Origin of the sequence: Bradyrhizobium sp., from assembly GCF_019244115.1 — a bacterium.
Taxonomy (GTDB): Bacteria; Pseudomonadota; Alphaproteobacteria; order Rhizobiales; family Xanthobacteraceae; genus Bradyrhizobium.
Genome location: NZ_JAFATE010000431.1, coordinates 1 through 26523 on the forward strand (window position 1 = coordinate 1; position 26523 = coordinate 26523).

The window sequence follows — 26523 nt, forward strand, 5'->3', positions numbered from 1 at the left end:
AAACCGTATCTTTGGGATCCCGCGCCTCCGGCCAAGCGCATTTCCTCACCTTGGATCTCCGACAATGTCGCTGCGCCGATTACGACGATGCAGGGGGCGATCCCGCCCTCGATCAATGTGCAGCATGATTTCGCCAAGCAGATCAAGAAGGCACTCGTGCAATATGGCATCGAGAAGGAGCCGATCGGGATCGATATGATGGAGATCGGGATGCTCCGCGCGCTCGAGGCCGAAGGCATCGAGGTGGTCGACGGACAACAGGCCTTGTTGGACGCGCGCGAAGTCAAGACCGAGGACGAAATCGAATTGTTGAGAATGGCGGCAGCCATGGTTGACGCGACCTACGTCGACATCGCGCGGGCGATCCGCCCGGGAACCAAGGAGAACGAGCTCGTCGCAATCGCCAATGATCGGTTGTTCCGAATGGGGGCGGAGCGTGTCGAGTGCGTTAATTCCGTTTCAGGTCGTCGCGGACGACCCCATTCGCACACCTTTTCGGATCGAATGGTGCAGCCGGGTGACATGATCTTCCTCGATATCATGCATTCCTTCAACGGCTACCGAACCTGCTATTATCGAACGTTCATCTGCGGCGAGCCGAACAAGCATCAGATCGATGCCTATGAGACCGCTTCCAAATGGATCAGCGCGTCGATCGACATGATCCGACCCGGTGTGACGCCCGATGAGGTCGCTTCGGTGTGGCCGGATGCACAGGAATTCGGTTATCGCGACGAGGCTGAAGCCTTCTTGCTCCAGTACGGTCACGGCGTCGGCTTGTCGCTGTGGGAGCGGCCGATCTTTTCCAAGCGCTTCCGGGGCCAGAACCGCCCGCTGACGGAAGGCATGGTCTTCGCGCTGGAAACCTGGAAAGGCGCTGAGGACGGATCGGGCGCCGCCCGCATCGAGGAAGAGGTCGTCGTCACGGGTGACGGCTGTGAGATCATCACCAACTTCCCCTCCGACCGCTTGATCTCCTGCGGGCTGCCGGGTTGCGAAGTCTTCTAGACGGAGACGTGAGTGTCCGGCGAAGCGCCTATCGACGCCAAGAGTCGTATTCCGGTGACGCTCGTGACCGGATTCCTCGGCAGCGGAAAGACGACGTTGATCAATACGGCGCTTCGCTCCCCAGAGCTGGCGAGGACGGTCGTGGTGGTCAACGAATTCGGCGAAGTCGGACTGGACCATAAGCTTTTCGCCAGAAGTTCGGACTCCGTGGTCGTTCTCGAGAACGGCTGCCTGTGCTGCACTGTCCGCAGCGACTTGGTTGGAACACTCAATTCGCTCTACCACGCACGACAGGCAGGGGAGATTCCTGCGTTTGACAACGTCGTCATCGAGACCTCCGGGCTGGCCGAGCCGGGACCGGTTCTGCAAGCGTTCCTTTCCGAACCGACGCTGGATGGTCTCTATCGCATCGCGAGTGTCCTCACTCTCGTCGACGCGGTCAACTGGCGGAATACGTCGGTGGAGCACGACGAGTCGGTGCGGCAGGTCGCGTTTGCGGACCGGATCCGCATCACCAAGCTTGATCTTGTGGCACGGGACAAATACGAAGAGGACTCGGTCATCCGGAGCGACCTTCGCCGCATCAATCCCGCGGCCCAGATCGATACCATCGCGTGGTCGTCTTCGGCAGTCGCGACGCTGTTGGCGTCGCGAGGGTTTGACGCGGCCAATCCACTTTCGGACCCGCGTGCTTGGCTCAAAGTTGAAGCTTATCAGCAAGCCGCCGGCGGTTGCCAGCAATGCGATCACGATCATGAGTCCCACAGTCATGATCACGTGAAACATCTGGGTGATCGGGGCATCGAGAGTTTCGTGCTCACGCGCGAAAACCCGCTGTGCAGGGAAGAGCTGCAGTTTCTGCTCGATGGCATCACGCAAAATCTGGGTACCGGATTGCTGCGCGTGAAAGGCCTCGTGAACATCGCCGAGGAGCCGGGCCGTCCCGCCGTCATCCAGGGCGCACAACATCTTCTTCACACCATGACCTGGCTCGACCACTGGCCCGATGAGGATCAGCGGACCCGCGTCGTGTTCATCACACAAGGCGTGGTGCGCAACAACCTCCGGGACATGATCGATCTGCTGGATCGTGTCAGCGAACGCACGTTCAATGCGCGTGCACGTGGGCGACGCGCTTTCGAGGCGCGAAAGCCGAATTCGAACGGATGATGATCCGGAGGCGTCCGGCCGCGGTCGGAAAGAAGCGGACGGCTTAGCGTCGACCGCTCGCATGTCTTCATCTCGGCCCGGTCCCGGTATCCATTGATTGCCCAGGCGATGGGTGCGGGCATGGTTGACAGGGTTTGTGTAAGTCCGGCCGGCCGAGCCGAATTTATCCATTTTGAATAATTCAGTGCAAGGCCGGCTTGTTTGGCTTGTTAGCATCAGCCTTGGCGGTCGGGCCAGCATGCATCAAAGCGCGCGGTTCTCGATCGGTGCGGCGGCAAGGCTGGGCGACAAGGCTGCAAGGGAGGGATGAGCGCGAGATGAACCTCAATTGCTTTTGCTGCTTTGGTTACAGTGGCCTGGCTCTCGGCTGCGCGGGGCGATTGACCGAACCGCGTGGCTCGCACTTTCTAGGCCACGAAAGCCGCGAAGAAAGCCGCACATGACCTCGCCCGTCGGCATCGCCCTCATCGGCCTGGGCTGGTGGGGCAAGAAGATCCTCAATGTGCTCGCGACGGCACCGGCGGACATTCGCGTCGTGCGCGCAGTTGAACCGAATATCGAGGCGGTGCGCGGGCTTTGCGAGGACAAGGCCGTCGTGGTGTCGGCGGACTACGCGGACGCGCTGACCGACCCTGCGGTGGAAGCCGTCGTGCTGGCTACTCCGCATTCGCTGCATGGCTCACAGATCGAGGCTGCAGTCGCAGCAGGCAAGCACGTTTTCTGCGAGAAGCCGCTGGCCCTGACTAGGGCGGGCGCCGTGAAGGCCGTTCGCCTGTGCCGTGATGCTGGCCTCGTTCTCGGGATGGGACATGAGCGGCGCTGGGAGCCTCCGATCGCCGACATGTTGGCCAGAGCCGACGCCGGTGAACTGGGCCGCATTCACCAGATCGAAGCCAATTTCAGCCACGACAAATTCCTGACGCTCGACCGTGACAACTGGCGCCTGAAGGCCGACCAAGCCCCGGCTGGGGGGATGACGGCCACGGGGATCCATCTGCTTGACCTGTCTGTGCGCCTTCTTGGCCCGGCAGAGAGCGTCTTATGTATCTGCGAAAAGCTCTCGTCGGATCTGCCGCAAGGCGACACCGTGGCAGCCTACGTCAAGTTTCGGGGCGGTGGCACCTCTTACGTCTCGGCCTCGCTCGCCAACCCCTTCATGTCGCGTTTCACGGTCTATGGCTCCAAAGGCTGGATCGACATTCGCGACAAGGCGCACGTCGAGGCGCCCGACGGCTGGATCGTCACTTCCGTGGCCGCCGGCGGCCCTATCACGACTGCAGAGGTGCCACCTGCTGAACCGGTGAAGGACAATCTCGTGTCCTTCGCCCGTGCTGTTCGGGGCGTTGAGAGCTATCCGATTACGGCGGCCCATCTCGTCGACAATATTGCGTTGCTTGAGGCGGTCTTCGCCTCCGCCTTGAGCGGGAAGATCGAAGCCGTGGCCTGACAGGCCCCGATGGTTCAAGGGAGAGAACGATGAAAGCCCTGTTCTTCGACGAGCCGAAGAAGCCGATCATCTCGCAGGTCCAGTCGCCGTCGATCACGGCAAATGAGGTCATGATCCGTTCGCGGCGGGTCGGGATCTGCCACTCGGACTACGAGCTTCTCGCCGGCCAATACATCATCCCGATTTCTTACCCGGTCATCCCAGGCCATGAATGGGTGGGCGAAGTGGTCGAGGTTGGCGAGAACGTCACCGGCCTGAAGTCGGGTGACCGCGTGGTCGGCGAGTGCGTGATCAAGACCCCGGAACGCATCCATCATTTCGGCTTTTCGATGGATGGCGCCAACCGCGAGTATTTCGCCGCCCGACCCGAATGGCTGCACAAGCTGCCGGATGCGGTCGATGATGCCAAAGGGGCTCTGATCGAGCCGTTCACTTGCGGCTTCTATGCGGTCTTGCGCAATGGAGCTCCCAACGCTGCCGAGACGGTCGTGGTCTCGGGCGGGGGCACCATTGGTCTCGTCACGGCGGCGGCCGCCATCGGCATGGGCGCGCGCGTGATCGTGGTCGATCCGGTGCCGCTGCGCCGCGACATCGCGAAACGCCTGGGTGCCGATGCGACCGTTGACCCGTCGGCGGGGGATCCGGTCGAAGCGGTGCAGGAACTGACGCAGGGCGGCGCCGACCTTGTCATCGAGGCCTCGGGCCATTCCTCTTCGCTGGGCAACGTGTTCGACTACGCTCGACCAGAAGGCCGGATCTCGATGGTGGGGATCAACATCGGTCACAAGATCCCGGCCGAGCTTGGCAAGATCCAGATGAAAAACCTGACCGTGCGCGGCTGCATCGGATCGCCCGGGGTCTGGCCTGCCGCCATCAGGTTTCTTGAGCGGACTGGCATCGACCTGTCGCCCATTCAGACCCACAGTTTCGCTCTGGACGATGCCTTGAAGGCGCTCGAGCAGGGCAAGAACCTGAGAGAAGCCGTCAAAGTGACGCTGGAGATCGCATGATCTCCGGCTGCCTGAGAGAGCGGGAACATGAGCGAGGGGATACCGACATGCGCTTTCGAGCACAGCCTGCCCCGGTGAAGCCGGTAAGAAGAACGGATTCATGCGGTCATGGAAAGTGTCCGGCCTGAGAGCAGTCGGATGAACATCATCAGTGAACAGGTGGACGGCCGACCCCTTGCGCAGCGGGCCTACTTCGCTTCGTTGTCGCGAGAGTTCGTGACGGTCGTCATTTCGACCGCCGCGCTCGTCGTGGTGTGCCTTCTGTTCGCTCCGTCCAGCGTCACCTATGGCTCCCTGGCCGGAAGTCTGCCTTTTGCCGCCATCTTGTCGATCGTTGGACTGGGGCAGATGCTGGTCGTACAGCAGGGTGGTTTCGACCTGTCGGTTGCCGGCGGTGTATCTCTGGCCGTCGTCATTTCGACTCACGTTCCCGCCGGGAGCAACGATGGCCTCCTGCCCGCGGTGCTGCTGGCGGCGAGTTGTGCGATCGCAGCCGGTCTCGTGAATGGCGTGATGGTCGGCCTGCTGCGGCTGAACGCGATCGTGGCCACGATCGGCATGAACGCCTTGATCTACGGCGGCGTATTCGCCGTTTCGGGCGGCATTCCGAGAACGACCACCCCCTTGCTTGCGGCAATCGCGGGCGGAGACACGCTGGGGATCGGACACTCCATCTATTTCGCCCTCGCGATCCTGCTGCTCGTGACGTTCGTCATGAAGAAGACGGTCGTCGGGCGCCGCTATGAAGCGATCGGCGCGAATCCAATGGCGGCGCGGGCCGTTGGGCTTCACGTCCGACTTCATCAGACGATGGCTTATGTCTACGCTCAGCTGCTGTACTGCCTCGCAGGCATTCTGCTCGCTGGCATCACCAACCAGCCGACGGCCTTCCAGGGAGACTCGCTTCTGCTCCCGTCCGTCGCCGTCGTGGTGCTTGGGGGAACCTCGCTGATCGGCGGTCGCGGCTTCCCGATCTCCACAGTGATGTCCGCGTTCTTTCTGACTCAGCTGAACCAATTCGCGCTGGCGGTCGGTGTGCCCTATTCGGCCCAGACGATCATTCAAGCGCTCGCGCTCGGATTTGGCATCGCCGTGTACTCGTTTCGTTGAAGCAACAAGGCCCAACAAAGCAACTGGCAGATGAGGAGGAGGAAGAATATGAAGTTCTCAATTCCTAAAGGTGGCATCGCGCTTGGCGCGGCGGTCGCGATGCTAGGTCTCGGCGCTTCGGCGACGTATGCCGATACGCCAGCGTGGTGCGGCCCGAAGAAGGCCACGATTGCGCTGCTTGACGGCTTCGGCGGCAACAGCTGGCGCCGGATCACGACGACGTCCGCGAAGGAAGAAGCCGCCAAGTGCCCCAGCATCACCGACTATCAATACGCGGACGGGCAGGGCAATACCCAAAAGGCGATCTCCGACATCAAGAGCATGGCCGCGCGCGGCATTGACGCCTTGGTCGTCTTCGGCGATGCAGGCCCGGCGGTATTGCCCACGCTGACGAGCGTTTACCAGGCCGGAAAGGTCGTCGTGCCCTACCGCGTCGAGGTCGGCGGCGAAGCCGGCAAGAACTACACCAAGTTCGTCGGCGCGTCCTTCAAGGACGATGGCGTGAGCTGGGGCAACTGGATCAAAAGCATTCTGCCCCAGGGCGGCAACCTGCTCTTTCTCAGCGGTCCGGCCGGCAACAGTCAGGGCAAGGACGAACTCGAAGGTCTCAAATCCGTTCTCGGGCCTGAGTACAAGTTCCTCAATCCCGCGCCGTTCGATGTAACGAACTGGGACCCCGCGTTGACGCAGCAGGTTCTGACCGCGGAGATCGCGAAAAACCCCAAGATTGATGTGATCGTTTCCGACTTCGGCCCATCGTTGGTCGGTGCGCTTCCGCTCTTCAAGAAGTCCGGCCGGTCCATCCCCGCGCTCGCCACGTCCGACGGTAACGTTCTCGGCTGCTTCTGGACCGAGAACAACAAGGACAATCCGGACTTCAAACTGTTCACCGTCGCGACCGGCAACGACAACGCGCGTCTGGCGGTTCAGTGGGCCGTGGCCAAGGCGACCGGCGGAGAGCTGCCGAAGGAAGAAACCTTCAAGGCGCCCAACTTCGAAAATTCGGTTACCGGCAAGCCGAGCGCCGTGCAGTGCCGCAAGGATCTACCCGGCGACATCTATCTTTCGGCCGAGATGAAGGCCGACGAACAGACCAAGGCGATCAACAAGTAAGTCTTTTGCGAGCCCCGGCGGAAGCTTCCGATCCGGGGCCGCATCCCTCTCATGCGACCGCAAGAGATCGTCGCGCAATGCAGAACAGCGCTTTGGCAGTCGAATCCCGAAACGTCAGAGATCTTGTGCCCGCACTCGCTGCGCACGGTGCCGCATCCATTCGGCTGTCAGGAATTTCAAAGTCCTATTCCGGCATCGCCGCGCTCTCTGATGTGACCGTCGAGTTCTACGCAGGCGAGGTCCATGCCGTGCTCGGCGAGAACGGAGCCGGCAAGTCGACGCTCATGAGCATCATCTCCGGAGTGAACCAGCCGGACACCGGCGAAATCGAGTTCGAAGGCCGACGGGTGTCGCCGATGTCTCCCGAAACGGCGACTGCACTCGGAATTTCGATTTCCTATCAGCACCCTGCTATCCTCGACGATTTGTCCGTGCTCGACAACCTTCGGGTCGCGCAGCCGCAATCGCTTTTCGCGGGAAGAGCGCCGCGTGACGTTGCCGAGGAGTTGCTGAATGCGGTTGGTCTGCATGTCCCCTTGCAGTCGCGCGGCGACTCGCTGACGGTCGCGCAGAAGCAACTTCTCGAAATAGCAAAGGCCTTGGCACTAAGGCCCAAGGTGTTGATCCTCGACGAGCCGACAGCTTCGCTGGATCAGGACGCAACCGAGATGCTGTTCGACCGCATCCGGGCGGTGGTGAAGACCGGAACATCGGTCATCTATATCACGCACAGACTGGCGGAGATTCGCCAGATCGCGCATCGCGTTACCGTCCTGCGTGACGGCCGTGTGCGGGGCGGGGCGCTGGTTGCCGACGTGACCGACGAGCGCCTCCTGAGCATGATCATAGGCCGCACGCTCGGGTCGACCTTTCCGCCAAAGGCGATGGACCTCTCGGCAGACGTCAAGCTCTCCGTCGAGTCGCTCAGCGGGCCCAAGTTCAAGCAGGTGAGCTTCGATGTTTCGCGCGGACAGATCATCGGGGTGGCCGGAGTTGCAGGCAACGGCCAATCCGAGTTGATGCGGGCGCTGGCGGGTCTGGAATCGTCGACCGGCACGGTCCGTCTGGACGGCCATTCTCTCACGCACCACGATCTGCTGCGCGAAGCCGCCTTCATGCCATCGGACAGATTGGCCGAAGGCCTCGCCAGCAGCCTGTCGGTTCGCGAAAATGCGTCCATGGCGGCTCTGGAGACGTTTGGCTCGTTGGGGGTTCTTCGTCGCACGAAAGAGCTGGACCAGGTCGCCAAGGCGTTCACTTCGTTGGCCGTGAAGGCTCCGAGTATCGAGGCGCCGGTGACGTCGCTCTCGGGCGGCAACCAGCAGAAGGTCGTCATGGCCCGTGCGCTGCTATCCAAGCCAAGGCTGATTGTGGCTGACGAACCGACCCAGGGCGTCGATGTCGGCGCGCGGGCCGAAATCTATCGCATCTTGCGAGAAATCACCAATTCGGGAACGCCCGTCGTAATCAATTCGTCCGATGCGATGGAGCTTGAAGGGCTGTGCGACAAGGTCGTCGTGATGTCCAGGGGACGTATCGTACGGACCCTGGCGGGCAACGATGTCGCCGAGGCCAACATCATCGCGGCGGCCCTGGGCGCCGAGCGTCACATCGACGCCCGAGACGAGGATTCGCAAGGCGATGGCGCGGCGGCGCGGGGCGGATGGAGACACTTTGTCCAGACGGACAACGCGCCGGCCGTTCCGCTGGCGATCGTCACCGTTCTCCTGGCGCTCTTTGGGTTCAGTCAAAACCCGAATTTTCTGTCGTCGTTCAACGTTGCCAACATCCTCACCCTGTCAACCGCCCTCGGTTTCATCGCGGTCGGACAGACCATTGCGCTCCTGCTGTCCGGCGTTGATTTGTCGGTTGGCCCGCTGACAGGCTTTCTGGTCGTGGTTGCATCGTTCTTCGTGAACGATGGCCAGCCGTGGACGATCATCCTCGCGGGATTCGTGTTGATGGTTGCGGGCGCCCTGGCCATCGGCACGATCAATGGCTGTCTTGTCAGGTTTGCGAATTTCACGCCCATTGCCGCGACCCTGGCGATGTATATCGGCCTCCAGGGGTTCAGCTTCCTTCTTCGCGACGGGCCAGGCGGGTACATCAACGCATCCGTGGTGCAGGTCATTACCATGCAGGTTGGGCCGATTCCTCTAGCCTTTGTCGTGCTGGTCGCACTCGTCCTGGGTGCCGAGTATGCGCTGCGGAACACCCGACCCGGCTGGCAGCTTCGGGCGGTCGGGTCCGACGAGGAGTCGGCACGGCGGATTGGACTGCGAATCGACCGCATAGTTGTCGTCGGTTATATTGGCAGCTCGCTTCTTGCGGCGCTTGGCGCCGTGATGCTGATGGCTCAAATCGGGGTCGGGGACCCGCAGCAGGGCGTGAACTACACGCTGTCGAGCATCACGGCAGTGGTTCTCGGTGGCACCAGCCTGCGTGGCGGACGAGGCACATTCATCGGGACGGCGCTAGGCGCACTGCTACTTACCGAGGTTCTCAGCGCTGCTGCATTTCTGGGGCTGTCGCAGACCTACCAATACGTTTTTCAGGGAGCGCTCGTCATGATCGCCGCGCTGATCTATGCGGCGGTGCGCGAACGTGGCCGCGGCTGAAAGGGCGCGTTGGACACATGAAGCTCGCCGGAAATCTCGGTCATCTGACCTATTCGACGCTGGTGCATCCGGCTGACACCTGGGAGCAGCTCTGGAATAGCCTCAACCGCTATTTGCCGGCAGTGAAGCGTCGAGTTAGCCCCGACAAGCCATTCGGCGTGTGCCTGCGGCTCTCTGCGGATTCTGCGAGAACGCTGGCGAGCGAGCCCGCCGAACTGGAGAAGCTGAAGGCGTTCTTGACCGAGAACGACCTGTATGTCTTTACGGCGAACGCGTTTCCCTATGGGGCTTTCAAAGGCGAGCGGGTCAAGGAGCAGGTTTACGAGCCGGATTGGCGGACGGACGACCGTGCTTCGTACACCATGCTTGTCGCCGATATTCTGGCCGCGCTGGCCCCTCCCGATATCGAGCCGTCGATTCAGTCGCCCCCGCTTGGGTACAAGCCGCGCGTTACGGGCTCCGCAGTGGTAGAATCCTATACCCGACAGTTGCACACCCTGGTTGCTTACCTCTCAAATCTCGAAGAGAAGACCGGGCGAACGGTCACCTTGGCCTTGGAACCGGAGCCATCCTGTTATCTCGAATTGACGAGCGAATTGATCGACTATTTCGAGACCCATTTGTATTCGAATGCATCCGTAGAGGCGCTGGCGCAGCGGACCGGCTGGTCTCGAGCGAAAAGCGACGCGGCGTTGCACAGGCACCTCGGCGCTGTCTACGACATCTGTCATCAGGCCGTGGAATACGAAGACATCGCAGAGTCGCTGGCTAATCTGCGCGGAGCGGGGGTCCCGGTGCTGAAACTGCAGCCGGCCTCGGCGCTGCGAATCCCGAGGGTGACGAAGGAGATTGTGGAGGCCTTGCGCGCGTTCGACGACCCGATCTATCTGCATCAGACCATCGAACGCCATGAGGGCCGCCTTTCGCACTTCCTCGATCTGCCGATGGCGCTTGGGGCCTGGGAGAAGAACCCACGTCCGTGCGAGTGGCGGATTCATTTCCATGTGCCGGTGTTCCTCGACGAGGTGAACCTCTTCAAGACGACCCGCCAGGCCATCGAAGAAGCCTTGAAAGTTCACAAGGCTAGCCCGCTCTCGGCTCACATCGAGATCGAGACCTACACGTGGGATGTACTGCCCCCGGAGCTCAGGAGTGGCGACCTCGTGGACTATCTCGTGCGCGAACTTGAATGGGTTCGCGACCAATTGGTTTGATTGAGGCGGGCGTCCCCTTTTAGGCGTCGTCAAGGTCGCGACGGCCGCGATGTGCCGTCCAAGTGCAATCCGAGAGCCCTTCCAGTTCACCTGCTTCGCGCGTGCGCGAATTCAGACGAGCACCATCCCCCCGTCCGACATGATCACCTGCCCGGTGATGTAGTCGGAGTCGGCTGAAGCCAGAAACGCCGCAATCCCTGCGAGATCTTCCGGCTTCGAAGGCCGCCCCACGAGGATGCTCGACGAAAAGCTCTCGATGAATTCTCCTTTCTGCTTGATCACTCCTTTGTCGATCATGTCTTGCTCGAGGCCATCCCAAAGCGGCGTGATGACCACGCCAGGTGCAAAGGCGTTCACCGTGATGTTGTGCTTTGCGAGTTCGCGCGCGGCGGCCTGAGTGAGCGAAATCACAGCCGCCTTGCTGGCGCAGTAGGGAGCAAATTCGGCGTAGCCTTGCCGTCCGGCGATCGAGGCGGTGTTGATGATCTTGCCACCGTGGCCCTGCGCCACCATTTGCCGCGCGGCTTCCTGGGTAAACACGAGGACGCCCCAGGCGTTGACGTGCATGATCGACGTAAAATTGGCCTCGTCTACCTCCATGAAGGGTAGCGGCTTGTTGAAGCCGGCATTGTTGAACAGGATATCGAGCCGGCCCAACGCGCTGACCGTCTCTTCGATCGCTGCGCGCACCAGCGCGCGGTTCCCAACATCCACCGCGATGCCGATCGCTTTGCCGCCTTGACTGGTTATGGCGTGGGCTACCGACTTGGCTTTGTCGCCGTTCAGGTCGGCTATCGCGATGGCACTCCCTTCCTGTGCGAGGCGGATTGCGATTCCCTCGCCGATTCCCTGCGCACCGCCCGTAACAATAGCGACCTTGCCGTCGAGCCGTGACATCGCATCTCCTCCCATGGTCTGGCTCTCCGCGCGAGCGGGGGCCTTGTGTTTGGGCAAAAGGCTAGTCGCATCAACGATGGGCGGCATACAGTGGTAATGTTCAAAATGACGAATTTTCCCGCTATCGCCGAGTCGGCCTCATCGGGGAAATATTCAATCTGGACAAAAGGGAAGCGGCCAAGGCGGCACGGAGGGCTATAGCTAGGCAAAGGCTGGATGAACGTCCGGAGGTCCCCTCCGTAAGCGTTCACAACTGGCAAATTGGGAGGCGGATTGTCGGAGAACTCGCTGTTTTCTGGGTTGTTTGGCTGGCGGAAACGAGCTTTGGGGAACTCCGCCCGCCTTACGCTTGATGCGGCGGGTCGTAGCGCGCCCGTCGATTGGCCGATCCTGGCTCTCTTTCGGGGCGCGCCGACTTGCATTGCAGCTTTTGCATCACACCGGAAGGAGCTTTCGCTGCGGCGGCGCGGTGGAGAACATGCGCCGCAATCCTGTGTGCTTGGCATTCCAAGGTGACCGAGGGACTGGCATGTCCACAGTTGGCTCGCGTTCGAATGCTCGTGGCGGATGGAGCGCGTCTCGACTGCTCGATGATGGGAGTCTGCGGATGAGGCGGCATCCGGCAGGAAAATGACCGATATGGAGGCCAGCATGAAGGCTGTTCGATTCTACGGAAAAGAAGATGTGCGCGTCGAAGATGTCGCGGCCCCGAGCGCACTCGGCGATTCCCAAGTGCTCGTGAAGCCGCTGACCTGTGGCATCTGCGGCACGGACCTCCACGAGTTCGCCGGCGGGCCTATCGTCACCCCCAGAGTGCCGCACAAGTTTACCGGAGCCGTGCTTCCGCAAATTCTCGGTCATGAATTCTCGGCCGAGGTCATCGAGGCCGGCAAGTCGGTGACGCGCGTTCGGAAAGGCGATCGCGTGTCCATTCAGCCGCTCGTGATGCCGCTCGATGACTACTACAGCCGCCGCGGACTTAATCATCTCAGTCCCAGCATGGGATGCATCGGTCTCAGTTGGGCCTGGGGCGGGATGAGCGAATTGGCCGTCATCAACGACTATAATGCGAACGTTCTTCCCGAGAATGTGACCGACGAGCAGGGGGCGATGGTTGAGCCGACGGCCGTTGCGCTCTACGGCGTCGATCGCGCCAAGGTCACGGGCGGCAGCACCGTTCTCATTACCGGCGCCGGACCAATTGGGGCTCTTGTCGTACTGATCTGCAGCGCCTTCGGCGCATCGAAGATCTTTGTCTCCGAGCCGAACGCCAATCGCCGTAAGCACATCGAAGATATGGGCGTCGCGACGGCCATCCTGGATCCGAAGGCGGTCAACGTCGTCGACTATATCCGCGAAAACACCGAAGAAGGCGTCGGCGTCGATTCGGCGATCGAATGTTCGGGCTTTGAGGCGGCTCTCAACACCTGCGTCGAGGCCGTGAGAAACCACGGAACCGTCGTCCAGACGGGATTGCATGTGAAGAAGGCGCTGGTCGACCCGGCGCTTTGGGCGCTCAAGGACATCACGATCGAGGCGACCTGGTGCTATGAAGTGACGATGTGGCCTCGTGTCATGCGGATGGTCTCGAGCGGCAAACTGCCGGTCGAAAAGATCATCACCGGGCGCATCGAACCGGAGGCGATCGTCGAGCAGGGCTTTCGCTCCCTGCTCAATCCAAGCGGCAAGGAAATGAAGGTCATGGTCAATATGACCTGACCAAGTCGCAATCGAACCTCGACATGCGCCGATCCGCGGCAGCCCGACCTTCCCGCAGAGCAGCGCCCCTCGGCAAAGATGGAGCAAGCCATGCAAATTTCGGCTCTGGTCGTGGGCGCCACTGGTATCGCTGGACGCGGCGTATCGCAGGAGCTGGTCGATCGCGGCGCTGACGTGCTCGGGCTTTCAAGGAAGGCTGAGGGGCTGACCAAAGGTGTGACCCATGTCGCCGCCGATCTGCTTGACGCCGAAGACGTGAACAAAGCAGTGCTCGGACTGACACCAACCCACGTCTATTTCACGACATGGTCACGCCAGGCGAACGAAGAGGAAAACATCAGGGTCAACGCTGGCATGGTGCGGACCTTGCTGAACGCACTTTCACGGGCCGGCCGCGTGCAGCACGTCGCGTTGGTCACCGGCCTCAAACACTATCTCGGTCCGTTCGACGCCTATGTGAAGAGCGGAACTCTGCCGCTGACGCCAGTTCGCGAAGAGCAACCACGCCTCGACATCCCCAATTTCTACTACAGCCAGGAGGACGAGGTTTATGAGGCTGCGAAACGAGATGGCTTCACTTGGAGCATTCATCGACCGCACACCATCATTGGCAAGGCGATCGGCAACGCAATGAACATGGGGTCGACCCTCGCCGCGTATGCCTCCATCTGTAAGGAAACCGGAAGGCGCTTCAAGTTTCCGGGCAGCGCCGCGCAATGGAACGGTCTCTCCGACATGACTGATACCCGCATTCTTGCGAAGCAACTCGTCTGGGCGAGCACCAACGGCCTTGCGAAGAACGGCGCCTACAACATCACCAACGGTGATATTTTCCGATGGAGCTGGATGTGGCCGCGTATCGCCAAATGGTTCGGCGTCGCGTCCGAGGGATTTGCCGGGCAGATCGCACCGCTGGAGGCGGAAATGGCCAGCGATGCGGAGATATGGAGAGCCATGGCAAGCAAATATGGCCTCGTCGAAGCGGATCTCTGGCGAGTGGCGTCCCCCTGGCACACCGACCTCGACCTTAGTCGACCGATCGAGGTCATGACGGACATGGCCGCGAGTCGCAGACTGGGATTCTCCGCATTCCAGAGCACGGAAGACGCATTCCACGATCTGTTCACAACGCTGCGGCAGGACAAGGTCATTCCCTGATTTCTCTGTAAGCCAACCGGTGTTCGAATGAAGGCGAGTGGCTCGATCACGCTTCGCCTGATCCGCTTGCGAGTGCACCTGAAACGATTTGCAGCGAGTGTGATCGAGGTCGACGCCGATAGGCTTCCCTTCAGGACGATTGGCTGAAAGTGGCAACGCTATCGGACACGTTCAATGAACTGTGTACCGAGCGCCCGGAGCGATGCCGAACTGCTGCCGGTAGCTCTGCTCGAACGCGCCCAGGCTCGGAAAGCCGCACTGCAACGCGACGGATTCGACCGAATTGCCCGAGAAAACGCGAAGCTCCAAATGGGCCATCTGAACGCGAACGCGGTCGAGATATTGCTGCGGCGTGCACCCATGTTTCATCTGGAAATAACTGATGACGCTGCGCCCGCTCACTCCGGAGATCCTGGCCAACGTTTCAATCGTGAGAGCTTCGGCGTAATGGGCGACGAGATACTGTTCCACACGGCCGATCTGCACCTGTGAGGGAGCTGCGGGCTTCGACGCTGCTGTCTGGACTTCCTGGCTGAAGCAAGCCAGCATTCTGAGGCTGATATCGTCGAGGGAGGCGACGACAAGGTTCGGCAAGAACGGTTTCTCCGCGTTCTCTACGGCCTTTGCGAAGCCGAAAATGACCCGCCGCAACTGTACCGCACCGTCTGGATCCACCGCTGACGGCTGCACGACGTCCAGCACTTGACGATCATGCCCGAGATAGGCTGCGTATTTGCGCTGCAGCACCGTTGTCGGAATGTGAACAGCGAGATCCTCGAGTTTTCTCCGATGGCGCGCACGCCAACGGCGGCCGGCAGGGATCAGGCAACCGGTTCGACACGAGATGATCTCGGACGTTTCCCCTTCGAGACAGACTGCGCTGCCCTCACGCATATGGTAGTTCAGCCGTGTGCAGTCGGCCTCATTGAAGCCGGCGACTATCGGAGCATGATACCTACAGAAGCTCAACAGGCCGTGCTCGAATCGCGCGACGTTCGTCACAAACTCGGCAGTTGCTGCAGCATCAGTTATGTCAACACGGTTGCTGCGGCAATGTTCGATACACGCCGCCTCGATCTCGTCCGCAACGCAGGATTGGATGACGCGATAGGATGCAAGCATTGCTTGCTCCAAACGTTGCGCCTAGCCAAACGCCGATCAACCTACGGTTACAATCTGCCGTCCCGAAAACAGTTCCGCCCGATGCTTCACGTATTTCGTCTACATGACGTTACAGCCGATGTGCCATGTATCCACAACCGAAAGTGGCGTTTGGCTTCGCGCTTGGCCGTGACGGTAGGGCGCTCAATACTTCGTCCTGTCTTCGAGCGGACGGCTGTCGCGCTTGGCCTGGGCGAGGGCGCGTTGATATCATACGTCCACGCGGCTGTTTGCGACCCCAGGAGGCCGATTTCGAGTTCAACGTGCACCGCTTTCCGCGCAGCAGCTCACCGCAACGGACGGAATACCGGCAGCTCGTACCTTCTTCGGGCATCGAAGATGATTGAGGTCTCGATACGAGTAACACCAGGCCGGTTCGTGAACTGATCAAGGGCCAAGTCCTTGAGGTGCTGCGTGTCCTGCACCACGACATGCATGCGCACCGCAAAAGCCGGCGCAACGATCGCGCGCGATTTTGTATTGGCGCGGATTCCACGGCAGAAGACAAGCAAGGCTCAAAGAGCAGATCCTGCCGTTGCAGCCTTGGCTCGGCGGAGCGCTTCCTCTCTTACGGCGGGCCACTCCAGGCTGTGAAAGATGAGTCGCACCGACTTGATTTTTCCATCCTTCAGCGCAATCCACTCGACGCTGGGAAGCGCTCCGACCGGAGTATCCGTCACGAAATCATAGATGATACAGGCCTCGTCCCCATCGACAAAAATCCGATGGATGTCGTTACGCGAAATGATGACGCTGAGGCGCTTCAGCGCCGCAAGGTAGCTTTCCGCGCCACTGATTGTCGCAAGACCGGGGCTCGAAAATTCGACGTCAGGATGAAGATGCGAAGCGACGCGATCGAACCGCCCCTCGCCGACCGCTCGAATATACTCTGCCACGACCTCGCTTGATGCAGACATCTGAATCTCCTCGGTGGCTGAACGTTCACCGTAACTCTGCCCATGCAGGTACGGTTTTGCAAGTACGGACAAAAATGATACTAAGCGCATTCACTGAAACGACAGGAGGATTCAATGCCCGTCGCCAAAGATCCTTCGCTTCGATTATGTCCGTTGATTGCCTTCGATCGGATCGCCGGCGGACGCTACAAACTTCGCACGCTATGGACCCTGATCGCGGGGACGCGCCGTTACGGTGAAATCCGGCAGTCACTTGTGATTGCGTGCCAGGGAAAACCGGTGACGCCCCGCATTCTCAGCCGCGAACTCAAGGAACTCCAGCATAGAGGACTCATCCAACGGAAGGAGTACCGCGGCGTGCCTCCCAAGGTGGAATATTGCCTGACGGACCTTGGTTCGCGGCTTATTCCGGTCATCGAGGAAATCATTGCCTGGGGCCAAACTGGAGCACACGAGACGAGTGAACTCCTCTCAAAGCGAGAGGCGTCTGCGCCGGCCAAGCGGGCCAGCGCGGCCAGGCCGCAATAAAGTGATAGCTTGCTCCAGCCTGGGACGCCAGGCTGCAAGGCCCGCCCAGCCTCCCCGGAGATTAGGCGCGCTGCGGTCGACAGACGTCCGACTACGGCGTTCAAAGCGCACCACTCCGCATGACGCCCAACTCTGCACAATCGACCGAAATTGGAGCAGCCTGACCGATGCCATCCGAAGAGGCCGCGACGATCTCTCGCTCAAACTCGACGATGCCTCGGTGAGCCCGCCGATCGACGCGACCTGTTCGCGGACGAGGCCGGCGGCCGCTCCGGTCCCGCCCGTGGAAGTTCGACTGAGCTCGTTCCAGAAAGCCCAGCCCGACTGCATTCGGGCGCGCTTTGGCACGTGGGGGCGGTGCGCATATTCCGGCGGTCTGGCATCAAGCCATGCTAGTTGAGCTCAGTTTTGATGCCGGCTGCACGTTCATAACAAAGCCCGTAGGACGAAGTAGAGACAGCCGGCGATCAGCATCGCGGCGGGAAGCGTCAAGATCCATGCCAGAATGACTGCCCTCAGGGTTGCCTGCTGCAGCCCTGAGCCGTTGGCCACCATGGTGCCGGCCACGCCGCTCGAAAGTATATGCGTCGTCGAGACCGGCAGCCCGTAAAACTCGGCGCCCAAGATTGTTCCGGCCGCGACGATCTCGGCTGCAGCTCCTTGGGCGTAGGTGAGATGCTGTTTGCCAATACGCTCGCCGACTGTCACAACTATGCGCTTCCAGCCCACCATCGTGCCAAGCCCCAGGGCAATGGCAACCGAGACCTTCACCCAATTGGGGATGAAGCGGGTGCCGGCTTCGAGGCTCGCACGATAGTCTTTCAAGACTGCGGCTTCCTCCGCGCTGAAGTGGGCGCCGGCTTGGGGCAGAAGACGGATCGCATCGGACACGAGATACATGTCGTTTCGCATATTTGGCGTGGCCGCTGCTGGTATTCGGCTGATGGAACCATAGCTCTTCACCCCATTCGCGATCTCGTTGGACAGCGAAGCCAGCGCCGCGTAAACGGCGGGGCGATTGAGGTCGCGAGTCTTGAGCACGGTGCCGATCACGTTGCGCGCATCCTCGGGGCTGCCCTGCGGTGCGTCCTGGGCATGTGCGGCGAAAACCGCGCTCGCCTTGCTCGTAATGTCGATGAAGGCCGGCGTGCTCGAGTCCGGCATTGTGCGGTTCAGCGCATAGGCTGTCGGCGCCACGCCGATCAGGATCAGCATGATGAGCCCCATGCCTTTCTGACCGTCATTGCCTCCATGGGCGAATGACACGCCCGTGCAGGTGAGAATCAAGATGCCGCGGATCCACCAGGGCGTCTCGGTACCCGTTGGCTCTTCGTACAGCCTGCGAATTGGAACAATGACCTTCAACAGAAGCAGCAACAGCCCGGACAGGACGAAGCCAATGACTGGGCTAAAGAGGAGCGCCTTGCCGACGCTCACCGCCTGCGACCAGTCGACTCCGGACGTCCCTTGACCAGCCGGCGCCAACAACTGATTGGCGAGGCCGACGCCCATGATCGACCCGATCAGGCAATGCGAGGAGCTGTTCGGAATGCCCATTGACCATGTGGCCAGATTCCAGATCACCGCGGCAATAAGCAGCGCGAAGATCATCGCGTAGCCGCCGGCGCTGCCGACCTGAAGGATCAGTTCAACCGGCAGCAGTGTGATGACGCCGTACGCCACCGCACCCGTAGAGACGAGCACGCCAAGGAAGTTGAAAAACCCCGACCATATCACCGCAGTGAGCGGCGGGAGGCTGTGCGTGTAGATGACGGTTGCGACGGCATTTGCCGTGTCGTGGAAGCCATTAACGAATTCGAAGCCGAGCGCGATCATGAGGGCGATGCCGAGCAGGAGCAGAGCGCTCAGCGCCAGCGGCTCGCCGACACTATTCGTATCGGTGAAGATGCCATACGCCGCGTAACCAATCCCGCTGACGAGGAAGAGCGCGAATACCGCGATCACACTGATGTGCGGCTTGCGGTCTAGATTCGGCCTGGCGATGGCCCGCGTGTTCACTGGTGCATCGGTCAGGGCGAGATTGGACATGCACATCTCCCATCGACAGTGATGACACCCTCCTGACAAAAAGGATGCTCGGAACAAGCCCTGGAAAACATTACTTCTCAGAACTACGCTGTGGCGACCTGGCTGTGAGGCTTCGCCCACCAATGTCCCATGGTTGGAGAAGTTCCCTATTCCGGGGGTGCGTGCTCGCGCGATCTATGCCACGCCTCGGAATGGTCTGGTAAATCATGTCCACGAGAGCGACGCCGCTAAGGCGACCAATCCAACATTGTCACGACGGCCTCGACAGCGAGCAATGGCGCGGCCAGGACGTGCGACCGGTGAAGCCAAGGTCCATCTCCGAGGCCACTGCGGAACCGGGCACGAGCGCAGTCACAGGTGACTAGTCGGAGGTCGCCCACTACGAGCCCAATAGTGTGGGCTTGCCGACCACTCCTCTTGAATCGGGCGCGCCGTCATGTCCCAATGGTTCAGCCGCACAAGGGCCGGTCAATTCCACCGTTGGTCCGCATTGAACAACAGCATCCGAGACCTGGCGCGTACGATCCTGCTTGCCGCTCTGCTTGCGGCCACCCACGCGCTCGCTCAAGAAGACAAGAAGACCGATGATGACAAGCCGGCAGACCCTGACACCGGCGAAAGCACCGTTGAGGAAAAAACGTTGGGGATTCTGCCAAACCCCTTGCAAAAATATGGGATCAAGTTTGCCACCACCTACATCGGAGAGACGCTTGGCAATATCTCCGGCGGACTGAAACAAGGCGCCATTTATGAAGGACGGCTGAACCTCGCGGTGGATGTCGATCTGCAAAAACTCGTTGGCATCGACAAGCTCACGTTCCACGCGAACATGTTTCAGATTCATGGTGAGGGATTGTCGCGCAGCAATCTAGGGAATTTCTTCGTGGTCAGCGGCATCGAAGCGCTGCCATCCACGCGATTGTACGAAGCGTATTTCGAGAAGCAGTGGGGCGACAAGAAGGTTTCGCTGAAATTCGGTCAGCTTGCTGCCGACAGCGAGTTCTTCAACACCAAATATACTGACGTCTTCACCAACGCCTCCATGGGCTGGCCGGCGATCACATCACTTGATCTGCCAAGCGGAGGACCTTCGCCACCCTTAGCGGCCATGGGCACCCGGCTGCTTGTCAACATCACCGACCAACTGTCCGTTCTCAGTGGGATCTTCGACGGCAACCAGGCGGGCCCTGGGTCCGGCGATCCCCAGGAGCGCGACCGCTATGGGATCAATTTTCGCGTCAACGATCCGCCGCTGCTTCTTGGGCAAATCCAGTATGCCTGGAACAATAAGAAAGGCGATCCCAACCTCGCCGGTCAGATAAAGTTTGGGGGCTGGCGTCATTTGGGCTCCTTCGCCGATCTACGGCTCGCCTCAAACGGCGTATCGCTGGCGGCGCCCGTGAGCAGCGGTACGCCCCTGCTGTTGTCCGGCGATGTCGGCGGATGGGCGGTGTTGGAGCAGCAACTCTATCGCGTGCCGCACAGTGATGATCGGGGCATCGGCGCATTCGCACGGCTGTCAGGTGCGCCGGCCGATCGCAACCTCATCGATCTTTATGGTGATGCCGGCGTGGAATTCGTCGGACTCATCGATAGCCGGCCTGATGACAAGTTCGGCATCGCCGCCGGTTATGCGCATGTCTCGAGACGTGCGCAGGCCCTCGATGCCGATTACCGGGCCTTGATCGATCCAAACTGGCCAATACGCAGCTTTGAAGGGCTGCTGACCGCGGTTTATCAGTATCAGGTGCGCGATGGCTGGACATTCCAGCCCAACGTCCAGTACGTCATCCGTCCTGGAGGAGGGGCGACCGATCCCTCGGGACCATTGGCAGGACGAGGGCTCAAGAACGCGACCGTGTTCGGCCTGCGCACCACTGTCAAATTCTAGGAGCCCGTAAACAGCTTTTTCATCATTGGGGATTGACCGACACTCTCTCCGCCAGCCGCCCTTGTCCGATCTAGCGATATCGTCGATCAAAAAGCGGATCATTCCAAGATCAGAAGTCGTGGTCCCGGCCCGTCAGAAATATCGGGTGGGCTGACGCGTGCAGTTCGGGCGCAATGCAGACTATTGCAACAAGAACGGCGCTGTTGCCAGCGCCGTTCCAGGTGCACCACACGCGTGGAACCGCCCCACTTTGACTGGCGCTGGCGGGAGCGACCCGCTCTGGCTCTGCTGGCGTGGGAGACCTCGTCGCGGCCCGCGACGAAACTACGCCGCATTCGGATGGAGTCAATTAGAGGAATTGTGAGGTTGCCGCATCGATGGCAGCTCAACCTGATGCTGCGAACACCAACGAAGAAAAGGACGCATCGCGATCCTGCAATCGTTTCCGCGCGGGTGGGCCAGTCACGATGCCGCGGCTTTTTGGCGCGAGCAGCTGGCAACGCTGGAATATTGCATACGGCCATCTGGCGAGCGGTTCGTCTTGCTTCCGGCATAGGCGCTCACTGGATGACCTGGCCGAGAGACCAAGCGATCCGATAGAGGAGGTAGAGCCAGCCGAGTGTCGCAACAGCCGCAGCAGCGGCCCAGAATAGTGCAAGCAACCGCCCGGGCGGCGCCTTGGCCCGCCATGGCTTCATGGCATCATCGTCATTTGGAAGCTCAACCTGCCGCGGCGTCGAAAAACCTTCAATCAGCCGCTTCACGGATCGGGGCGAGTTCCGGGGTGCCGAACGCGAGCCCATTGTGGGTCACCGCGCCCGCCGGCGAGCTGGCGGAAAGCGCCGAGGCGGCGATCTTGCGCGAGACGGCTGGAAAATGCTGGGACGCGGCCTCCAGCTCGGTGCCGTATCGGCGCAATGCGCTCGTGATCGAACCGCAGACGCTATTGCTGCCGAACATGCCGAGCGCCAGCAGCGCAAACGCGGCCAGCATCTCGACCAGGGCGTCATCGGGTGACAGCCGGGCGGAGAGTCCGTGCACGATCTCGCCGAACGAGGTGGTTCCGAGTCCGACGATGGCCATCAGCACCAAAACCTCGACCGCGGCGTCGACGACCGCCCCGAGGAGTCTTTTGGTACGATCCACGGCCTGGCCGCAGACGCCGAACGGAAACAGCACGAAAGCGGCCAGCGCCACCAGCTTCAGGTTAAGCAATGCGACGAAAAGCCGTAGCGCAAGGATGAAGAATACGGTCAGCACGGCGCAGGCGGCGATCAGGAACACCAAGATCTCGACGAAATGGTCGGACAGCGAGGCGTGCTCGAGCACATTGGCGGCTGCAAGCAGGTTGCCGCCGGCATCGACGCCTGCTTTGACGAGCTGGCTTGGCCGCAACAGACTGTCCGGGGAAAATGTCGGCGGCAGTCCGAGGCTGGTATAGGAATTGGCCAGGATCAGGTTCAGAAGTTGCGGATACCAGAGCAGCACGGCGAACGCGCCGGCCGAGATCGCGCTCGCCGCCAGGCTGTTGTTCAGCCCCTTCTGGTGGTAGCGCGCCCATACGAGCCCGGCGAGGATCGTCTCGAGCGCGATGAGCAGGACCACGAGGTGGTTCAGCCCCGGCCCAAGCAGGCCCAGTCCGGAATCGACATAGCGGCTGAAGATGTCCTCAAAGCGATCGACGATAACGGCGGTCATGGCCTGCTTCCGTGCGTGCGTGACGGTCGAACAATACCGCACTTGAGGGGTATGATCGTCCTCTCGTCGAAGGAGGAAAGTGTTACCGCCTGTTTATCCTTCAACTCGCGAGAGGATCGTCGTGTAAGTGCAACCGTACGTTAAGATTTCGGGTAAAGCTCCGTAATATTCCTGAGGACTATGAACTGGATCACAAAGTTCTCCGCGCGGAGGATACATTATGACCAAAGTCGTTCTGCACCATCGCGCCGGCGCAACTCTTGCATCGATGCAGAGGGAACCCGGTCATTTCGATGAGCACCGATTCGAAGACCACATCCTCCCGCGAAGCGCTGCTCGAGACCGCGCTCGATCTTCTTGACGATGGCATTGCCCTGCTGAGGCACGATGGCACCATCGCATTTGCCAACCGGGCGCTGCACGTGCTGGCAGCGCGCGGCCGGATCTTCTCGGTCGACCGCGATGTCGTCAGATTTTACACGCCGGAACTGCGAAGCCGGATTACCGCGGCCCTGACCCGGAGCCGCCGGCCCTCCGGCGCAAGGTCGTCGACGCTGCTGGATTTTGCAATCGAGCGCAAGGACGGCTTGCCGCCGTGCACGATTTCAGTCCGGCCGCTGATCAACGCGCACAGCGCCGAGCGTGACATCGGCGTCGTCGCGATGCTGATGGTCCATGATCCAACGCAGCGGCGGGTCTCGACCGGCCGCATCCTGCAGGATCTCTATGGCCTCACCCATGCGCAGGTCCACCTGGTGCAGGCGCTGAGCATGGGCGTGAGCCCGGCCGACTATGCCCGCGACCGGCAGGTGAGCATCACCACAGTCTATACGCATCTGCGCCGGGCACGGGAGAAGACCGGCCTGCGGAGCGCGGCCGAACTGATCCGGCGCTATCTCGAACTCAGCGGCGCCTCCCAGGCACATTAGACGAAGACGCCGGCGGGCCTCTTACAGACGTTGGTCCGCCACCCACGCCGCGAGCACGGCGCGCTCCTCGGCCGTCATCTCGGTGACATTGCCCGGCGGCATCGCGCTCGACCAGGCAGCCACGCGCCCGATCAGCCGCGCATTGCGCTTTATGTGCTCGGCATTGTCGAGCAGCACAGCCTTCGGCGCCGTGACGATGCCACTCCACACCGGCTCGGCCGCGTGACACATGCTGCAGCGGGACAGCACGATCTCCTCGACCTCGGCGTAGGCTGGCGCCGCGCGCGCGGCCTTGGCGTCGCGAGGGCCCGCGGCCGACAGCAGCGCGATTGCGGTCATGCCGAACGCGGCAACGCCCCACACCCACCATGGCGAGGCGCGGCCCGCATGCCGCTCGTTGAAGAAGTGGCGGATGATCGGGCCGAGCGCGAGCACGATCGCGACGATCAGCCAGTTGTAGCGGGTCGCGAACAGCAGCGGATAATGATTGCTGATCATCAGAACGACGACCGGCAAGGTCAGATAGTTGTTGTGGACCGAGCGCTCCTTGCCGGCCTGGCCGAGTTTCGGATCGGGCGTCTGCCCTGCGAGCAGGCTTGCGACGATTTTCTTCTGATTCGGAATGATGACGGCAAAGACGTTGGCGACCATGATGGTACCGATGATTGCGCCGATCTGGTTGAAGGCGCCGCGGCCACTCAGCACATGCGTGAAGGCGTAGGTCAGGGCGACCAGGAAAACGTAGCCGCCGATCGCAAACGGCAGTTCGTGCGCGGCAAGCCCGCTGCGGCAGGCGGCCTCATAGAGCAGCCAGGCCAGCGCGAGGCTGCAGAAGCTGAACAGGCCCGCCTGCAGCGGCGTGAGATCGAGGATCGATTTGTCGACCAGGAACAGATCGGCGTCGAGGTAGTACACCACGACCATCAACGCGAAGCCGGAGAGCCAGGTGGTATAGGCCTCCCATTTGAACCACGTCAGTTCGCTCGGCAGCTGTGCCGGCGCGACCAGATATTTCATGATCCGGTAGAACCCGCCGCCATGAACCTGCCAAGCCTCGCCCTGCACGCCCTTGGGAAGTTTCTCGGGCGGCTTCAGGCTGAGATCGAGATGGATGAAGTAGAACGAGCTGCCGATCCAGGCGATCGCTGCCACCACATGCAGCCAGCGCAAAATCAGGCTCAGCCATTCGGAAAGGATCGTTCCCCACATCGCCGTTTCCATCTGTCACGCCGAGCCCAGCTGTCCCGGCGACGTCATGCGTTTGCATCGGCGGTTCGGCGGACGAAGCCGAAGGTCCCGCCACAATCTGTCGCATCGATCGATGGCCTTTTCCAGCGTTTCCATCGGGCAGTCCCTGCCCATCGCGCGTGCATCGGCGGCGAGATTGGCCCTTGCGTCGAGCCGGCGCGACTGCGAAGGATGCAGGTGATCTCAATCACGCAGAGATGCAGAGATGACCGAGTCCTCATATCCCCGCGATCTCCGCGGCTACGGCCGCAATCCGCCCGATCCGAAATGGCCCGGCGGCGCGCGCGTTGCGGTGCAGTTCGTGGTCAATTTCGAGGAGGGCGGCGAGAACAACATCTTGCATGGCGATCAGGCCTCGGAGGCGTTCCTGTCCGATGTGCTGGGTGCGCAGCCCTGGCCCGGAAAACGCCACGCCAACATCGAATCGATGTTCGAATATGGCTCGCGGGCCGGTTTCTGGCGGCTGTGGCGGATGTTTTCCGAGCGCAAGCTGAAAACGACCGTGTTCGGCGTTGCTACCGCGCTGATGCGCAATCCGGAAGTCGTCGCCGCCATGCAGGAGGCCGGCTGGGACATCGCCAGCCACAGCCTGAAATGGATCGAGCACAAGGACATGTCTGAAGCCGAGGAGCGGCGCGAGATTGCGGAAGCGATCCGTGTGCACACCGAGGCAACGGGGCACCGCCCGCGCGGCTGGTACACCGGCCGCTCCTCGAGCAACACGATCCGGCTTCTGATGGAGGCGGGCGGGTTTCTTTATCTCTGCGATTCCTATGCCGACGACCTGCCTTATTGGATCAAAGGGCCGTCAGCGCCGCAACTGATCATTCCCTATACGCTCGATGCCAACGACATGCGCTTCGTCAATGCACAGGGGTTTGGCGGCGGCGATCAGTTCTTCACCTATCTGAAGGACAGTTTTGACGTGCTTTACGCCGAAGGTGCGACGAGCCCGAAGATGATGTCAGTGGGCCTGCATTGCCGGCTGGTCGGCCGTCCCGGCCGTGCCGCTGCTCTGATGCGGTTTCTCGATTATGTGCAGATGCATGACCGTGTCTGGGTGCCGACCCGGCTCGAAATCGCCGAGCACTGGCACGAGAACCTTGCGCATCTGGCCACGGGCGCGCCGAGCATCGGTTGAGGGCAGGCCATGTCGCCCATCGCATTGGCAGAGTTGAACGCACTCGACACCGCCGGCTTCGTCGCCGCGCTCGGCAACGTGTTTGAATATTCGCCTGACATCGCCGAGCAGGCTGCAGGCCTCGGGCCGTTCGCCGGCGTGCAGCAATTGTTCGACGCGATGAGAGCGGTGGTGGAACGCGCGCCGCCTGAGCAGCGCCTCGCCTTGATCCGGGCGCATCCGGATCTCGCCAGCAAGACGCAGCGCGCCGCGGGTCTGACTGCGGACTCCAATGCCGAGCAGAACAGCGCCGGCCTAGACCGGCTGTCGGATGCGGAATATGACGCATTCCAGCGCGTCAACGACGCCTACCGCGCCAAATTCGGCTTTCCCTATATCGTATGCGTGCGTCGCCACACCAGAGATTCCATCCTCAGGGATTTTGAGCGCCGCCTGCCGAACGGCGCGGCTGCCGAGATGGAGAACGCGATCACGGAAATCTGCCGGATCGCGGCGCT

Annotated in this window: 23 protein-coding genes; 15 read left to right on the forward strand and 8 right to left on the reverse strand. The window is 61.2% G+C overall.

What is annotated here, in order from left to right; all coding sequences use genetic code 11:
• The 8 genes from JOZ76_RS18915 to eboE all read left to right on the forward strand — a co-directional run.
• Positions 1-1008: M24 family metallopeptidase (locus JOZ76_RS18915; RefSeq protein ID WP_291700680.1), on the forward strand; the 1008-nt coding region annotated here is incomplete at its 5' end.
• A 12-nt stretch (positions 1009-1020) separates the two neighbouring features.
• Positions 1021-2178 (forward strand): CobW family GTP-binding protein, encoded by a 1158-nt coding sequence (locus JOZ76_RS18920; protein ID WP_291700682.1) that lies wholly within the window; start codon positions 1021-1023, stop codon positions 2176-2178.
• Positions 2179-2617: 439 nt separating this feature from the next.
• Positions 2618-3625 carry a Gfo/Idh/MocA family protein gene (locus tag JOZ76_RS18925; protein WP_291700684.1) on the forward strand — a complete coding sequence of 336 codons (1008 nt, stop codon included), beginning with the start codon at positions 2618-2620 and terminating at the stop codon, positions 3623-3625.
• Positions 3626-3654: 29 nt separating this feature from the next.
• The gene (locus JOZ76_RS18930; protein WP_291700686.1) at positions 3655-4635 is read left to right on the forward strand and encodes a zinc-dependent alcohol dehydrogenase; all 981 of its coding nucleotides are present in this window, start codon (positions 3655-3657) and stop codon (positions 4633-4635) included.
• Positions 4636-4773: 138 nt separating this feature from the next.
• A complete protein-coding gene (locus JOZ76_RS18935) occupies positions 4774-5745 on the forward strand; it encodes an ABC transporter permease (protein WP_291700688.1) in 972 nt (323 codons plus the stop codon).
• A 48-nt stretch (positions 5746-5793) separates the two neighbouring features.
• Positions 5794-6858, forward strand: a complete 1065-nt coding sequence (locus tag JOZ76_RS18940; RefSeq protein WP_291700690.1) for a substrate-binding domain-containing protein — start codon at positions 5794-5796, stop codon at positions 6856-6858.
• 77 nt (positions 6859-6935) lie between these two features.
• Positions 6936-9476 carry an ATP-binding cassette domain-containing protein gene (locus JOZ76_RS18945; protein WP_291700692.1) on the forward strand — a complete coding sequence of 847 codons (2541 nt, stop codon included), beginning with the start codon at positions 6936-6938 and terminating at the stop codon, positions 9474-9476.
• Between the two features lie 17 nt (positions 9477-9493).
• Positions 9494-10690: a metabolite traffic protein EboE gene (gene eboE / locus JOZ76_RS18950; protein ID WP_291700694.1), complete on the forward strand. Its 1197-nt coding sequence runs from the start codon at positions 9494-9496 to the stop codon at positions 10688-10690.
• Positions 10691-10801: 111 nt separating this feature from the next.
• Here the strand turns inward: eboE and JOZ76_RS18955 are convergent, their stop codons facing one another.
• Positions 10802-11587: an SDR family NAD(P)-dependent oxidoreductase gene (locus tag JOZ76_RS18955; protein WP_291700696.1), complete on the reverse strand. Its 786-nt coding sequence runs from the start codon at positions 11585-11587 to the stop codon at positions 10802-10804.
• Positions 11588-12217: 630 nt separating this feature from the next.
• Here JOZ76_RS18955 and JOZ76_RS18960 point away from each other — a divergent pair.
• The gene (locus JOZ76_RS18960; protein WP_291700728.1) at positions 12218-13306 is read left to right on the forward strand and encodes a 2,3-butanediol dehydrogenase; all 1089 of its coding nucleotides are present in this window, start codon (positions 12218-12220) and stop codon (positions 13304-13306) included.
• Between the two features lie 90 nt (positions 13307-13396).
• Entirely contained in the window at positions 13397-14464 is a 1068-nt protein-coding gene (locus JOZ76_RS18965) for an SDR family oxidoreductase (RefSeq protein WP_291700731.1), read from the forward strand.
• A gap of 171 nt (positions 14465-14635) precedes the next feature.
• Here the strand turns inward: JOZ76_RS18965 and JOZ76_RS18970 are convergent, their stop codons facing one another.
• From JOZ76_RS18970 to JOZ76_RS18980, 3 genes are all read right to left on the reverse strand, one after another.
• On the reverse strand, positions 14636-15586 hold the full coding sequence (locus JOZ76_RS18970; protein WP_291700733.1) for a helix-turn-helix domain-containing protein: 951 nt from the start codon (positions 15584-15586) through the stop codon (positions 14636-14638).
• A 326-nt stretch (positions 15587-15912) separates the two neighbouring features.
• Positions 15913-16137 carry an Lrp/AsnC ligand binding domain-containing protein gene (locus JOZ76_RS18975; protein ID WP_291700735.1) on the reverse strand — a complete coding sequence of 75 codons (225 nt, stop codon included), beginning with the start codon at positions 16135-16137 and terminating at the stop codon, positions 15913-15915.
• A 3-nt stretch (positions 16138-16140) separates the two neighbouring features.
• Positions 16141-16614: a nuclear transport factor 2 family protein gene (locus tag JOZ76_RS18980; protein ID WP_291700737.1), complete on the reverse strand. Its 474-nt coding sequence runs from the start codon at positions 16612-16614 to the stop codon at positions 16141-16143.
• Between the two features lie 42 nt (positions 16615-16656).
• Between JOZ76_RS18980 and JOZ76_RS18985 the strand changes: the two genes are divergently transcribed.
• A complete protein-coding gene (locus tag JOZ76_RS18985) occupies positions 16657-17070 on the forward strand; it encodes a winged helix-turn-helix transcriptional regulator (RefSeq protein ID WP_291700739.1) in 414 nt (137 codons plus the stop codon).
• Between the two features lie 426 nt (positions 17071-17496).
• Here JOZ76_RS18985 and JOZ76_RS18990 read toward each other — a convergent pair whose 3' ends face one another.
• Positions 17497-19119, reverse strand: coding sequence for an inorganic phosphate transporter (locus tag JOZ76_RS18990; RefSeq protein WP_291700741.1), 1623 nt, complete (start codon positions 19117-19119; stop codon positions 17497-17499).
• A 436-nt stretch (positions 19120-19555) separates the two neighbouring features.
• Here JOZ76_RS18990 and JOZ76_RS18995 point away from each other — a divergent pair, with 436 nt between their 5' ends.
• Positions 19556-21010 (forward strand): carbohydrate porin, encoded by a 1455-nt coding sequence (locus JOZ76_RS18995; RefSeq protein ID WP_291700742.1) that lies wholly within the window; start codon positions 19556-19558, stop codon positions 21008-21010.
• Positions 21011-21570: 560 nt separating this feature from the next.
• Here JOZ76_RS18995 and JOZ76_RS19000 read toward each other — a convergent pair.
• Together JOZ76_RS19000 and JOZ76_RS19005 are read right to left on the reverse strand one after the other, a co-directional pair.
• Positions 21571-21708, reverse strand: a complete 138-nt coding sequence (locus tag JOZ76_RS19000) for a hypothetical protein (protein ID WP_291700744.1) — start codon at positions 21706-21708, stop codon at positions 21571-21573.
• Positions 21709-21757: 49 nt separating this feature from the next.
• Positions 21758-22708, reverse strand: coding sequence for a type IV secretion system protein (locus JOZ76_RS19005; RefSeq protein WP_291700747.1), 951 nt, complete (start codon positions 22706-22708; stop codon positions 21758-21760).
• Positions 22709-23001: 293 nt separating this feature from the next.
• Here JOZ76_RS19005 and JOZ76_RS19010 point away from each other — a divergent pair, with 293 nt between their 5' ends.
• Positions 23002-23637 (forward strand): helix-turn-helix transcriptional regulator, encoded by a 636-nt coding sequence (locus JOZ76_RS19010; RefSeq protein ID WP_291700749.1) that lies wholly within the window; start codon positions 23002-23004, stop codon positions 23635-23637.
• A 21-nt stretch (positions 23638-23658) separates the two neighbouring features.
• Here JOZ76_RS19010 and JOZ76_RS19015 read toward each other — a convergent pair whose 3' ends face one another.
• The gene (locus tag JOZ76_RS19015; protein ID WP_291700751.1) at positions 23659-24846 is read right to left on the reverse strand and encodes a urate hydroxylase PuuD; all 1188 of its coding nucleotides are present in this window, start codon (positions 24844-24846) and stop codon (positions 23659-23661) included.
• Positions 24847-25090: 244 nt separating this feature from the next.
• Here JOZ76_RS19015 and puuE point away from each other — a divergent pair, with 244 nt between their 5' ends.
• Both puuE and uraD read left to right on the forward strand, forming a co-directional pair.
• Positions 25091-26026, forward strand: a complete 936-nt coding sequence (puuE, locus tag JOZ76_RS19020; protein WP_291700753.1) for an allantoinase PuuE — start codon at positions 25091-25093, stop codon at positions 26024-26026.
• Between the two features lie 9 nt (positions 26027-26035).
• Positions 26036-26523: 2-oxo-4-hydroxy-4-carboxy-5-ureidoimidazoline decarboxylase (uraD, locus tag JOZ76_RS19025; protein WP_291700755.1), on the forward strand; the 488-nt coding region annotated here is incomplete at its 3' end.

Bases quoted from the DNA above. Each gene is read 5' to 3' on its own strand.
- JOZ76_RS18925 (WP_291700684.1), top strand. From the start codon at position 2,618: ATGACCTCGCCCGTCGGCATCGCCCTCATCGGCCTGGGCTGGTGGGGC.
- JOZ76_RS18930 (WP_291700686.1), top strand. From the start codon at position 3,655: ATGAAAGCCCTGTTCTTCGACGAGCCGAAGAAGCCGATCATCTCGCAG.
- JOZ76_RS18935 (WP_291700688.1), top strand. From the start codon at position 4,774: ATGAACATCATCAGTGAACAGGTGGACGGCCGACCCCTTGCGCAGCGG.
- JOZ76_RS18940 (WP_291700690.1), top strand. From the start codon at position 5,794: ATGAAGTTCTCAATTCCTAAAGGTGGCATCGCGCTTGGCGCGGCGGTC.
- JOZ76_RS18945 (WP_291700692.1), top strand. From the start codon at position 6,936: ATGCAGAACAGCGCTTTGGCAGTCGAATCCCGAAACGTCAGAGATCTT.
- eboE (WP_291700694.1), top strand. From the start codon at position 9,494: ATGAAGCTCGCCGGAAATCTCGGTCATCTGACCTATTCGACGCTGGTG.
- JOZ76_RS18955 (WP_291700696.1), bottom strand. From the start codon at position 11,587: ATGTCACGGCTCGACGGCAAGGTCGCTATTGTTACGGGCGGTGCGCAG.
- JOZ76_RS18960 (WP_291700728.1), top strand. From the start codon at position 12,218: ATGACCGATATGGAGGCCAGCATGAAGGCTGTTCGATTCTACGGAAAA.
- JOZ76_RS18965 (WP_291700731.1), top strand. From the start codon at position 13,397: ATGCAAATTTCGGCTCTGGTCGTGGGCGCCACTGGTATCGCTGGACGC.
- JOZ76_RS18970 (WP_291700733.1), bottom strand. From the start codon at position 15,586: ATGCTTGCATCCTATCGCGTCATCCAATCCTGCGTTGCGGACGAGATC.
- JOZ76_RS18985 (WP_291700739.1), top strand. From the start codon at position 16,657: ATGCCCGTCGCCAAAGATCCTTCGCTTCGATTATGTCCGTTGATTGCC.
- JOZ76_RS18990 (WP_291700741.1), bottom strand. From the start codon at position 19,119: ATGTCCAATCTCGCCCTGACCGATGCACCAGTGAACACGCGGGCCATC.
- JOZ76_RS18995 (WP_291700742.1), top strand. From the start codon at position 19,556: ATGTCCCAATGGTTCAGCCGCACAAGGGCCGGTCAATTCCACCGTTGG.
- JOZ76_RS19000 (WP_291700744.1), bottom strand. From the start codon at position 21,708: ATGAAGCCATGGCGGGCCAAGGCGCCGCCCGGGCGGTTGCTTGCACTA.
- JOZ76_RS19005 (WP_291700747.1), bottom strand. From the start codon at position 22,708: ATGACCGCCGTTATCGTCGATCGCTTTGAGGACATCTTCAGCCGCTAT.
- JOZ76_RS19010 (WP_291700749.1), top strand. From the start codon at position 23,002: ATGAGCACCGATTCGAAGACCACATCCTCCCGCGAAGCGCTGCTCGAG.
- JOZ76_RS19015 (WP_291700751.1), bottom strand. From the start codon at position 24,846: ATGTGGGGAACGATCCTTTCCGAATGGCTGAGCCTGATTTTGCGCTGG.
- puuE (WP_291700753.1), top strand. From the start codon at position 25,091: ATGACCGAGTCCTCATATCCCCGCGATCTCCGCGGCTACGGCCGCAAT.